The organism is Agromyces selenitireducens (assembly GCF_052748465.2).
The window spans coordinates 3,899,431-3,910,493 of record NZ_CM188259.1 but is presented as its reverse complement, the minus strand read 5'-3'; the positions used below and the strand labels follow the sequence as shown (position 1 = coordinate 3,910,493).

The window sequence follows — 11,063 nt, the reverse complement described above, 5'->3', positions numbered from 1 at the left end:
GCCGCGCCCCGTCGCCTCCGCACGATACGACCGCCGGCGACGTGCCCGCATCACGCGAATCGCGTGAACCGGCGAGGTCGCGGGTGCTTCATGCGAATCGCGTGATGCGGCCGGAGGATCCACGGCATGGACTGTGGTCGGGCACATGCGTGCCCGACCTCGAGGAGAGGGGGTGCCGTGGACTATTCCGAACGGCTGCGCCGGTACGCGATCAATGACGAGCGACTCGACGGAGGCAGCGTGGCCCTCGGTTCGCTCGACCGGAAGACGCTCGCCCTCGCACGCATCGCCGCACTCGTGGCGATCGGCGGCGCTGAGCCGTCGTTCGGCGCCGAGGCGGACGCTGCGATCGGGGCCGGGGCGACACCGACCGAGATCGTCGACGTGCTGGCCGGTGTCACTTCCGTGGTCGGACTCGCCCGCGTCGTCGACGCGGCGCCGAAGCTCGCGCTCGCGCTCGGCTGCGACGTCGGCCTCGGGGCCGGCGACGAATACTGACGACGTCGCTCGCGAACCGGACGGTCAGGCTCCGAGCAGCCGGAGGGCGACGGCTCGTTCGACGGCCTCGCCCCGAGTGGTGACTCGGAGCTTGCGATAGATCGAGCCCACCTCCGAACTCACGGTGTTCCGCGAGATGAACAGTCGTCGACCGATCTCGCTCAACGTCAGGTGCGTCTGCAGGTACGGCAGGAGCCTGAGCTCCGCCGGGGTCAGCGGCGTGCCGTCCTCGACAGGATCCCCATGCGCTCGGCGGCGGAACTCGGCCACCTTGTCGACGAGGGTGCCCATCCCGGGCCGGATCTCCAGCACTTCGTCGATCTCGCGCAGGAGATGCATGGCCGTCGTGCGGTGACCCCGCTCGGCATACGCCGACGCGAGCTGAAGACGCACCTTCACCGCGAGGTACGGGAGGACGTACGTGCATCCCACCCTCGCGCGCATCCCTCGGGCGAGGAGCCGCTCGGCGGCTTCCACGTCGCCGCGGCGCAGCGCGACGCGGGCGCCGACGGCGAGCGCCAGTGCCGCGGTCGGATAGCCCTCCATGTGGTGGGCGTCGATCGTGTCGAGGGCGAGAGCCGAGTGGCGGTCCGCCTCCTCCCACTGGCCGGCGTCGATGGCGAAGACCGCCAGTTCGGGCGCGCTGAGGACGATCGAGTCGGCGTTGCCCATCGCCGCCGCCTGGTCGATCGATTCAGCGAAGGCCCGGTGGGCGTCATCCGGCCGGCCTGCGAGGAGGCGGGTCGTACCCGCGAGATGGAGCGCCTGGTCCCGCCACGGACTCCAGGCGGGCTCGCTCGCCACGGCGAGCTCGGCGTCCTCGACCGCGCGCTCGAGGCCGGCCGCCAGCATGGCGGCGCGGAGCATGGCGCGAGCCGACTCGAACGCGGGTTGATCGTCCGCCGGCACCGCCGAGTGGGACGCGCGGTCGACGACGTCGGCCCACCGCTCGGCATCTGCCGACCGCCCGGTCAGCACGGCCTCCCAGGCCGCCAGCACCGCCAGCGGGGGATACGTCGAGACGGCGTCGTCGCCCAGCTCCGTCACCCAGCGGTTCACGACGGAGACCTGGCCGGCCTGGTAGGTCGGCAACGCGAGCTCGGCCACGAGGTGGACGGAGCGCGCCCGATCTCCCGCTGCCAGGAAGTGCTCGATCGCGCGGGCGGGCAGGCCGTTCTCCTCGTACCAGTCGGCCGCGCGCCGGTGCAGGGTCGCGGTCGCCCCGGCCTCCGCACGTTCGAGTTCCGCGAGGAGGAACTCCCGGAACAGACCGTGGTACCGATACCACCCCCGGCGGCGGTCCAGCGGCACGAGGAACAGGCCGCTCGCTTCGAGCGCGCGCAGCATCGCACTCGAATCGGACCGGTCGAGCACTGCGTCGCAGACCGCACCCGACATCTGCTCGAGGATCGACGTGCGACGGAGGAATCGCTGGGCATCGTCGGGGAGGTGCCGGAGGCATTCCCGGTAGAGGTAGTCGGCCACGAACCGGTCGTCACCCGCGATCGAGGTCCCGGGCGCCCCGTCCCGCGTGAGCAGCGCGGCCAGGAACAGCCCGACCGGCCACCCCTCGCTCCGCTGGACCAGGACGTCGAGCTCGCCGTCGGACTTCTCGACCCCGACCGTCTCGAAGATCACGCGCGCCTGCGCGACATCCGCCCGCAGCTCTGCGACGCCGATCTCGTACGTCCGCCCCTCCGCCCTCCGGCGAGCGAGGTGCGCCTGCTCGTGCCGGCTCGCGAGCACCACCTGGGATCCGTCCGGAACGCCGGCGAGGGCGACCTCGAGCACGTCCTGGCAGCCCGCGGACTCGACCTCGTGGAGGTCGTCGATGAGGATCACGAACGGAACCGGCGCGCCGGAGATGGTCGACGCGAGGAGCGGCGCCGACCGGCCGAGCGGTGCCACGCTCATTCCACCCATCTTCTCCACGATTCCGGCGGCCTCGGGGAAGATCTTGGCGTATGCCGCCGCGATCAGCGTGAGGAGCGCGGCAGGGTCGTCGTCGAACCGGTCGAGTGTCACCCACGCGACCGGGCGGGCTTCCGTCGATGCCCACTCGGCGAGCATGGTCGTCTTGCCGTACCCGGCTGGAGCGCTGACACCGACGATTCTCGCGTCACTCGCGCGCGCCCGCTCGATCGGGCCGTGCCTGCTCGCCGATCCCCGCCTCGGTGGCGGGGTGCTGAGCTTCGTGTCGAGCAGCACCCGATCGAGTCCGAGCGCAGGCGAAGCCTGATTGCGTGTGTCCCCGACCACGGGGGCATCCTATGGTCGAGCCGTGCAGGCCCTCAAGGACATTCGCCGACGCCGGGACCGAGCCTCGGCGGGACTCGGGCCCCCGCTTCCGTGGGAGCCGACGGAAGCGGGGCACCGCCGCTACCCCCGCGCAGCTCGAAGCTCGCGCCCGTGCACGGTGAGCGCGTAGATGACGAGGATGTCGAGCACGATGATGGTGAGCGACCACCAGGGCTGGACCGGCAGCAGGAACAGCTGGCCCACCGCGTTCAGGATCACGAGGATCACCGCCACGACCCGTGCCCACGTTGCTCCGGCGAGCAACGCGAGCGCGACGATGATGAGCGCGGCGCCGCTGAATAGGTGCCACCAGCCCCAGCCCGCGACGTCGAACAGGAACAGGCTGCCGGCTCCCGTGGAGAAGTAGGCCGTGTCCGGCCCGATCACGGCCGTCAGTCCGTAGATGACGTCGAAGAGGCCGGCCGTCAGCAGCACGATGCCCGCGAACCAGCCCCACCCGACCCATCCGGTCGTCTCGGTCTCACTCATCTCGAACCTCCCTGGGTGACGTCGCTGCGGCATCCTGCCGTGCGCTCCGACGGAACGGTGGCGAAGCTATCGGCGGAGGACTCCGCCCGGCATCACGCAGGACGCGTGAAACGCGATGGGGGAACTGAGGACGCTCGAACCGACCTCACCCAGAACGGGTGACGCGTCGACCGTGTGCCCCGGCGTACGCTCTGCGATGGGCGGCGCCTCGATCGGACGGCTCCGGAGCATCGCAGGCGCCCATCGCCCGAGGCCCGCGGCACGCGGACCGAGCCGAACGGATGGAGGGGGAACCATGCGCCAGGAGGAGCAACTCGAGCCGACGTTCACGCGAGCGGGCGAGGCGACGACCGCGAGGTACACGAGGATCCCGGAGGGCGCGATGCTCCCGGAGACCGCGTACCGCATCATCCACGACGAATCGATGCTCGACGGGAACGCCCGCCTCAATCTCGCCACGTTCGTGACGACGTGGATGGACGAGCACGGCGATCGGCTGTACCACGACGCGTTCGACAAGAACATGATCGACAAAGACGAGTACCCGGCGACCGCGGCGATCGAGGAGTACTGCTGGCGGATCCTCGCCGACCTGTGGAACGCCCCCGACCCCGATGACGCCATCGGGACGTCGACCATCGGCTCGTCCGAGGCGTGCATGCTCGGCGGGCTCGCCCTGAAGCGACGCTGGCAGCACGCGCGACGCGCGGCAGGGAAGTCGACCGAGACGCCGAACCTGATCATGTCGAGCGCGGTGCAGGTCTGCTGGGAGAAGTTCTGCAACTTCTTCGACATCGAGATGCGCTTCATCCCGACGAGCGACGAGCATCCCCTGATGGACGGCACCGGGCTCGAGGACGTGGTCGACGAGAACACGATCGGCGTCGTCGTGATCATGGGCGTCACCTACACGGGCTCGTACGAGCCCGTGACGAAGGTCGCGGCGAAGCTCGACGAGATCCAGGCGGCGACGGGCCTCGACGTCCCGATCCACGTCGACGGCGCGTCCGGCGCCATGATCGCGCCGTTCCTGCAGCCCGACCTCGAGTGGGACTTCCGGGTCGAGCGGGTGCAGTCGATCAACACTTCCGGCCACAAGTACGGCCTCGTCTACCCGGGCGTCGGCTGGGTGGTGTGGCGGAACACCGCCGCGCTGCCCGAGGATCTCGTGTTCCGCGTGAGCTACCTCGGCGGGTCGATGCCGACGTTCGCGATCAACTTCTCCCGGCCCGGCGCCCAGGTGCTGCTGCAGTATTACCGGTTCCTGCGGCTGGGACGGGAGGGGTACCGTGCGATCCAGCAGGCGTCGCAGGACGTCGCGGTGTTCCTCTCCGCGGAGATCGGCGCGCTCGACGCGTACGAGCTCCTCACCGATGGCCGCGACATCCCGGTCTTCGCCTGGCGGTTGAAGCCCGGCCACACCGACAAGTGGACGCTCTACCACCTGTCCGAGCGGCTTCGCATCAAGGGATGGCTCGTGCCCGCCTATCCGCTGTCCGGCGACCAGTCCGACCAGACCGTGATGCGCATCGTGTGCCGGAACGGGCTGAGCCACGACCTCGCCGAGGACCTGCTCCGCGACATCCGCGAGGAGACCGAGTTCCTCGACGGCCTCGACGGCGCGATGCCGCACGAGGGCCTCGTCCAGACCTTCCATCACTGAGCACGGAGGCGACGTGGTCGAGACCGCCCGTCGGGAGGTGCCGACGGTGCGCCGCCTGCGCCGCGAGGCGTGGGGCTTCATCGTCGGCTCCTTCTGCTTCATCGTCGGCGCCGTCCCGAACTACGCGGAGTGGGCGGGCCCCGTCGGGGTCGGGATCACGTTCTTCGTCGGCTCGATCTTCTTCACCCTCGCCGCGTTCATCCAGTTGAGCCTCAGCGGGAGGCACCTGCCGAGGCGGGGCGCCACGCGCGCGGACCGCAACGACTGGTGGGCCGCCGCCGTCCAGTTCGTCGGCACCCTCTTCTTCAACTGGAGCACGTTCTGGGCGATGCTCGGCGCGATCGCGGACCCCACCCGGATGGGCGTGGGATGGCGCCCGGACGCGTTCGGCTCGATCGCGTTCCTGGTCTCGAGCGCGCTGGCCATGGCGGCCACTAACGAGCGGGGCGAGCTCTGGGACACGGATGCGCGCACCTGGCACGGCACCTGGCTGAACATGGTCGGCTCGGTCTTCTTCGGCCTCTCGGCGATCGGGGCGTACGTGCTGCCGGACACCGGCACGTACGTGAACCTGCTCTGGGCGAACTTCGGCACGCTCCTCGGCGGCGTCTGCTTCCTCGTCGCGGCGCTGCTGTCGCGCCGGACGATCCCCAAGGGCTGAGCGAGCGGATGCCGCGCGGGGCGCGCGCGCCGCGGCATCCGTCGGAATTCGGCCGCGACCGGCCCGTCTGGTAAACTCGACGTTTGGCTGGGCGCTTCCACCGCCCGGACCGTGGACGAATCCCCTGTATCTCCCGCTCGCGCGGAGGGGATGCGCCTGCAGACAAGAGACCTTGGGAGGGGCCGTCCGGCCCCTCGGTATTGGAGGAAAGACCAATGGCAGCAGTGTGCCAGGTGACCGGAGCCGTTCCCGGCTTCGGACACAACATCTCGCACTCGCACCGCCGGACGAAGCGCCGCTTCGACCCGAACGTGCAGAAGAAGACCTACTACGTGCCCTCGCTTCGTCGTAACGTCACCCTGAACGTGTCCGCCAAGGGCATCAAGGTGATCGACGCCCGCGGCATCGAGGCCGTCATCAAGGACATCCAGGCTCGGGGGGTGAAGCTCTGATGGCGAAGGCACAGGACATCCGCCCCATCATCAAGCTCCGTTCGACGGCAGGCACCGGGTACACCTACGTGACCCGCAAGAACCGCCGCAACAACCCCGACCGTCTCGTGCTCAAGAAGTACGACCCCGTGGTGCGCAAGCACGTCGACTTCCGAGAGGAGCGCTAAGACATGGCGAAGAAGAGCAAGATCGCGCGCAACGAGCAGCGCAAGGTGGTCGTCGACCGCTACGCCGCGAAGCGCGCCGAGCTGAAGAAGACCCTCGTCGACCCGAACGCGACCGAGGAGGCCCGCGAGGCCGCCCGCGTCGGCCTGCAGAAGCTTCCGCGCAACGCCTCGCCGGTGCGCGTGCGCTCGCGCGACGCCATCGACGGCCGCCCCCGCGGCGTCCTCACGAAGTTCGGCGTCTCGCGCGTCCGCTTCCGTGACATGGCGCACCGCGGCGAGCTGCCCGGCATCACCAAGTCGAGCTGGTAAGCACCCAACGGTTCCCGAGAGGGGCGTCCCGGATCACCCGGGGCGCCCCTCTCGTCGTCTTCGGGGGCGAACGGATGCCGCGGCATCCGTCAACCCCCACGCGAACCGCCGTCGAAACCCCGGAAATCCGCGGGTTTCCGCGGGACTCTGCTACATTCGAGGCGGCCTGAACGGCCACGGGGGCGATCGCGAGGTCGACTCCGCGTATCCATACGACAGCTGTGACAACAGCGAAGGTCCGAGGAGGACATTCAATGGCTGACAAGTCGCTCAACAAGTCCGAGCTCGTTGCCAAGATCGCTGCGGCGACGAACCAGAGCCAGAGCACCGTCGACTCCGTGCTGAACGGGTTCTTCGAGACGCTGGCCGACTCGGTCGGCTCGGGCACCAAGGTCTCCATCCCGGGCTGGCTCGCCGTCGAGCGCACCCACCGCGCCGCCCGCACGGGCCGCAACCCGCAGACCGGCGAGACCATCCAGATCGCCGCCGGCAACTCGGTCAAGGTGTCCGCGGGCTCGAAGCTCAAGGCCGCCGCGAAGTAACCCGCGGCGTCGCACGACGCATCCCGAGACTCCAGGAGGGGCGCCCGGTCGATCCGGTGCGCCCCTTCGGCGTGCCGCGGTCCCTCCGGTTGCAGGACTTCCGGCGATCCGCAGGACGTGATCCCGCCGATCCTCCTGCACATCGCCGGGACTCCTGTGATCCACGGCGGGGGACGCGCGGAAGCCGAACCGCGGACGGCCACCGCGGCGAGCCCGTTTCCAGCCTGCTCGCCTAGGCTTCTACGGTGACCCGTTCCGTCCGCGTGCTCGGCCCCGCCGCCCTCGTCGCCGTCGCGCTCGCTGCGATGATCGCCGCGCTGGCATTCGGCGGGGGAGCAGCGCCGTACCCGATCCAGGACCCGGGACCGGTCGCGCGGTGGGGCGTGCCCGTCGCGAAGCTGTTCGTGAACCTCGGCGCGGCCGGCATGATCGGGGCGCTCGTCATGGCGCTGTGGGCGCTCAGCCCGAAGCAGCGTGAGTTCGACCTGGCGCTCGACGTGGCCGCGGCATCCGCTGCCGTGCTCACCGTCGCGAGCGCCGCGACCGGGGTGCTCACCTTCCTGCTGGTCACCGGAGCGCCGTTCGAACTCAGCGACCGGTTCGGCTCCCAGCTCGGCCAGTTCGCGACGTCGATCGAACTCGGCCAGGCGTGGCTCACGACGACGCTCGTCGCCGCGGCCGTCACGGTCCTGTGCTTCGCGGTGCGCAACCACACCGCGCTCGTGTTCGTCGGCGTGCTCGCGGTCGTCGCGCTCGTGCCGATGGCGCAGCAGGGGCACGCAGCCGGCACGGCGGGCCATTCCGAGGCCGTCACCGCGCTCGGCCTGCACCTCGTCTTCGCTGCCGCATGGCTCGGCGGGCTCCTCACGCTCGTGCTGCTCAGGTCGCGGCTGTCGGGCGACCGGCTCGCGATCGTCCTGGCCCGGTACTCGACGGTCGCGCTCGTGAGCTTCATCGTCGTCGCGATCTCCGGCTACGCGAGCGCCGCGCTCCGCATCGGGTCGTGGTCGCAGCTCGCGACGGGGTACGGACTCCTCGTGCTCGCGAAGGTCGCGGCGCTCGTGGCGCTCGGCCTGTTCGGCGCGGCCCAGCGCCGGGTCATGATCGGGCGGATGCTGCGACCGGGGTCGGCGCAGGTCGCCCGCCCCGCGGCATCCGCCACCCGCGCGTTCTGGCTGCTCGTCGTGGTGGAGCTCGCGTTCATGGGCATCGCCTCGGGCGTCGCCGCCGCACTCGCGCGCACGGCCACCCCGGTCGCCGAGGACGTCTCGGGCGGCCTCGCGCGCACCCCCGCCGAGCTGTTGACGGGCGAGCCGCTCCCTCCGCCGCCCGACGTGCTGCGCTACCTCACCGAGTGGAGTCCCGACCTGCTGTGGCTGCTCGCGTGCGGGTTCGGCATCTTCTTCTACGTCGCCGGCGTGATCCGCCTGCGCCGCCGCGCCGACGCGTGGCCCGTGTACCGCACCGTGCTGTGGATCTCGGGCCTGCTGCTGCTCGCGTGGGTCACGAGCGGCGGCGTCAGCGCCTACGAGGAGTACCTGTTCTCGGCGCACATGCTCGCGCACATGATCCTCACGATGGGGGTGCCGGTGCTGCTCGTGCCCGGCGCGCCCGTGACGCTCGCCGCCCGCGCCATCCGCTCTCGCAAGGACGGCAGCCGCGGCGGTCGCGAATGGATCCTCCTCGCGGTGCACTCGAAGTTCGCGAGCATCATCGCCAACCCGATCGTCGCCGCGGTCCTGTTCGCAGGGTCGCTCTACGTCTTCTACTATTCGCCGCTGTTCCGGTGGACGATGGAGGACCACATCGGCCACACCTGGATGGTCACGCACTTCCTGATCACCGGGTACCTCTTCGTGCAGTCGCTCATCGGCATCGACCCGGTGCCGTACCGGCTGCCGTACCCGTTCCGGCTCGTGCTGCTGCTCGGCACCATGGCCTTCCACGCGTTCTTCGGCCTGTCGATCATGATGGGCACGGGCCTCCTGCTGGCCGACTGGTACGGCGCCATGGGCTGGGGCACCGACGCGCTCGCCGACCAGCAGCTCGGAGGCGGGATCGCCTGGTCGATCGGCGAGATACCGACGGTCGCGCTCGCGATCACCGTCGCCATCCAATGGGCGCGCAGCGACGCAAAGGAGACCAAGCGGCGCGACCGGCACGCCGACCGCACGGGCGAGGCCGAGCTCGAGTCGTACAACGCTCAGCTCGCGGCGCTCGCCGCGCGCGACGGCAGGGGCGAGTGACGGATGCCGCAGGCCGAGCCCGCTGAGACCGTGGCCGCGGTGCGCCGCATCGTCGTGATGGGCGTCTCGGGCGCCGGGAAGACCAGCGTCGGCGTCGCGCTCGCCGACCGGCTCGGGCTCGACTTCGTCGACGCCGACGACCTGCACCCGCCCGCGAACGTCGAGAAGATGCGGGCCGGGATCGCCCTGGCCGATGCCGACCGGATGCCGTGGCTCGACCTCGTCGGCGCGGCGCTCGCCGACGCCGGCCCGCCCGGGGTCGTCGTCGCGTGCTCCTCGCTGCGTCGCGCCTATCGCGACCGGCTCCGCGCGGCGGCGCCCGACACCGTGTTCGTCGCGCTCGAGGGCGACGAGGCGCTGCTCGCACAGCGCATCGGCGGGCGCGTCGACCACTTCATGCCCGCGACGCTGCTCGCCTCGCAGCTCGCCGCGTACGAGGCTCCGGATGCCGACGAGCGCGCGGTGCGCGTCGACGTGGTCGACGGGGTCGACGAGATCGCGGCGACCGCGGCATCCGCCCTCGATCGGCTCGACCCGCCCTGGGACTGAACCGCGGCCCGGCTACTTCAGCTGGATCGCGATGGACCCGTCGGGTCGCACCCGAGCATCGAGTGCGAGCGTGAACCCCTCGTCCTGCTCGAAGAGGTAGTAGCTGCCGTCGAACAGCGACTGTGCCTCGAACGTGACCCGCGCGACGCCGGGCGTCGGCGGCATCTCGAAGAGCGTCTCGCCGGGCACGAGCGTCACGGGCGGCGACTCGACGATGGTCCATGCGGGCTCGGTGACGACGCGGTCGTCGACGTCGACCCCGAAGGGGCAGCCGGCGGGCTTCAGCACCGGCTGGCTCGCGCACTGATCGATGAGGAACTCGTCGACCTTGGCCTGCACGCGCTCGATGAACTCCTCGGTCGGGAGCGCGTCGACGGTCACCTCGGCGGGGGTGCCCGGCGTGGTGACGAGTTCGCTCGGGATGGCCTCGAGCAGGGTCGACTCGTACCCGAACTCGTACACCGCCGGCGCGATCGCGAGGTACGGCGCCTGCTGCGTGAAGGCGAGCAGCTCGTCGCCGGTCTTGTTCACGCGCGTGTCGAGCGTCAGCGAGCCGACGGTGAACAGCGGGTTGTGCGCCGCGGTGACCTGGACGACGGTGAGGGGGCTCGTCGCGAACTCCCACCGGTTCAGCACGCCGTAGAGCGGCTCGATGGGCTTGACCTCGAACGTGCTCTCGACGATCGACGACTCGAGGCGATAGCTCACGGTCACGGTGCGGGCGCCCTCGTCGCCGGTCGGCTCGTCGGCCAGCACGCGCACGTCCTCGGGGCCCGACTTGAGCACGCCGGAGCGCAGCATCGCCGTCGAGGTCTCCTCGGGGAGGCCCGCGCCCGCGAGGTCGGCGGGATCGAGCCGCACGCCCGGCGTCGCCTCGGCGCTCACGATGTCGTCGTTCGCGATGGCGTCGAGGTATCGCTCCACGAACGCCGATGCGCCGTACAGGCTCTGGTTGAGGCCGCCGAGCGCCGCGAGCAGGGCGCCGCCGAGCAGCATCGCGAGGCCCGCCCACCCGGCGATGGCCGCCGGCGACAGGCGCCCATCGCGTCTGCCCGAGCTCCCCACCCGCCAAGTCTAAACAGGGGCTCCCCGGGACCCGGGTTGTCCACAGCGAGACACGGCGGTGAACGGATGCCGCGGCGACGGGCCACCGCCCCGACGGGCCGGTCTACAGTGAAGACGCCGACCC

General features: G+C 70.8%; 12 protein-coding genes. 9 read left to right on the top strand and 3 right to left on the bottom strand.

Annotation, left to right across the window (positions count from 1 at the left end):
- Positions 1-177 precede the first annotated feature (177 nt).
- The gene (locus ACULK4_RS18345) at positions 178-498 is read left to right on the top strand and encodes a carboxymuconolactone decarboxylase family protein (protein WP_445963826.1); all 321 of its coding nucleotides are present in this window, start codon (positions 178-180) and stop codon (positions 496-498) included.
- A gap of 24 nt (positions 499-522) precedes the next feature.
- On the opposite strand, the gene ACULK4_RS18340 is transcribed toward ACULK4_RS18345, so the two are convergent.
- Together ACULK4_RS18340 and ACULK4_RS18335 are read right to left on the bottom strand one after the other, a co-directional pair.
- A complete protein-coding gene (locus ACULK4_RS18340) occupies positions 523-2,757 on the bottom strand; it encodes a winged helix-turn-helix domain-containing protein (protein WP_445963825.1) in 2,235 nt (744 codons plus the stop codon).
- Between the two features lie 120 nt (positions 2,758-2,877).
- Positions 2,878-3,285 (bottom strand): DUF7144 family membrane protein, encoded by a 408-nt coding sequence (locus ACULK4_RS18335; RefSeq protein WP_445963824.1) that lies wholly within the window; start codon positions 3,283-3,285, stop codon positions 2,878-2,880.
- A 295-nt stretch (positions 3,286-3,580) separates the two neighbouring features.
- Between ACULK4_RS18335 and gad the strand changes: the two genes are divergently transcribed.
- From gad to ACULK4_RS18295, 8 genes are all read left to right on the top strand, one after another.
- Entirely contained in the window at positions 3,581-4,948 is a 1,368-nt protein-coding gene (gene gad, locus ACULK4_RS18330; protein WP_445963823.1) for a glutamate decarboxylase, read from the top strand.
- A gap of 13 nt (positions 4,949-4,961) precedes the next feature.
- Positions 4,962-5,609 carry a hypothetical protein gene (locus tag ACULK4_RS18325; RefSeq protein WP_445963822.1) on the top strand — a complete coding sequence of 216 codons (648 nt, stop codon included), beginning with the start codon at positions 4,962-4,964 and terminating at the stop codon, positions 5,607-5,609.
- 215 nt (positions 5,610-5,824) lie between these two features.
- On the top strand, positions 5,825-6,061 hold the full coding sequence (rpmB, locus tag ACULK4_RS18320; protein WP_056727420.1) for a 50S ribosomal protein L28: 237 nt from the start codon (positions 5,825-5,827) through the stop codon (positions 6,059-6,061).
- A complete protein-coding gene (gene rpmG / locus ACULK4_RS18315) occupies positions 6,061-6,228 on the top strand; it encodes a 50S ribosomal protein L33 (RefSeq protein WP_022892462.1) in 168 nt (55 codons plus the stop codon). The genes rpmB and rpmG overlap by 1 nt, the downstream gene beginning before the upstream one ends.
- Before the next feature lie 3 nt (positions 6,229-6,231).
- A complete protein-coding gene (rpsN, locus tag ACULK4_RS18310; protein ID WP_445963821.1) occupies positions 6,232-6,537 on the top strand; it encodes a 30S ribosomal protein S14 in 306 nt (101 codons plus the stop codon).
- Between the two features lie 254 nt (positions 6,538-6,791).
- On the top strand, positions 6,792-7,079 hold the full coding sequence (locus ACULK4_RS18305; protein ID WP_445963820.1) for an HU family DNA-binding protein: 288 nt from the start codon (positions 6,792-6,794) through the stop codon (positions 7,077-7,079).
- Between the two features lie 305 nt (positions 7,080-7,384).
- Positions 7,385-9,325 carry a bifunctional copper resistance protein CopD/cytochrome c oxidase assembly protein gene (locus ACULK4_RS18300; protein WP_445964146.1) on the top strand — a complete coding sequence of 647 codons (1,941 nt, stop codon included), beginning with the start codon at positions 7,385-7,387 and terminating at the stop codon, positions 9,323-9,325.
- Positions 9,326-9,328: 3 nt separating this feature from the next.
- Positions 9,329-9,874, top strand: coding sequence for a gluconokinase (locus ACULK4_RS18295; RefSeq protein WP_445963819.1), 546 nt, complete (start codon positions 9,329-9,331; stop codon positions 9,872-9,874).
- A 12-nt stretch (positions 9,875-9,886) separates the two neighbouring features.
- Here the strand turns inward: ACULK4_RS18295 and ACULK4_RS18290 are convergent, their stop codons facing one another.
- Positions 9,887-10,939 (bottom strand): hypothetical protein, encoded by a 1,053-nt coding sequence (locus ACULK4_RS18290; protein ID WP_445963818.1) that lies wholly within the window; start codon positions 10,937-10,939, stop codon positions 9,887-9,889.
- Between the last annotated feature and the right edge of the window lie 124 nt (positions 10,940-11,063).

Excerpts from the sequence above, each read along its gene's own strand:
- ACULK4_RS18305 (WP_445963820.1), top strand. The coding sequence starts at position 6,792 with ATGGCTGACAAGTCGCTCAACAAGTCCGAGCTCGTTGCCAAGATCGCT.
- ACULK4_RS18300 (WP_445964146.1), top strand. The coding sequence starts at position 7,385 with ATGATCGCCGCGCTGGCATTCGGCGGGGGAGCAGCGCCGTACCCGATC.
- rpmB (WP_056727420.1), top strand. The coding sequence starts at position 5,825 with ATGGCAGCAGTGTGCCAGGTGACCGGAGCCGTTCCCGGCTTCGGACAC.
- rpmG (WP_022892462.1), top strand. The coding sequence starts at position 6,061 with ATGGCGAAGGCACAGGACATCCGCCCCATCATCAAGCTCCGTTCGACG.
- ACULK4_RS18335 (WP_445963824.1), bottom strand. The coding sequence starts at position 3,285 with ATGAGTGAGACCGAGACGACCGGATGGGTCGGGTGGGGCTGGTTCGCG.
- rpsN (WP_445963821.1), top strand. The coding sequence starts at position 6,232 with ATGGCGAAGAAGAGCAAGATCGCGCGCAACGAGCAGCGCAAGGTGGTC.
- ACULK4_RS18295 (WP_445963819.1), top strand. The coding sequence starts at position 9,329 with ATGCCGCAGGCCGAGCCCGCTGAGACCGTGGCCGCGGTGCGCCGCATC.
- gad (WP_445963823.1), top strand. The coding sequence starts at position 3,581 with ATGCGCCAGGAGGAGCAACTCGAGCCGACGTTCACGCGAGCGGGCGAG.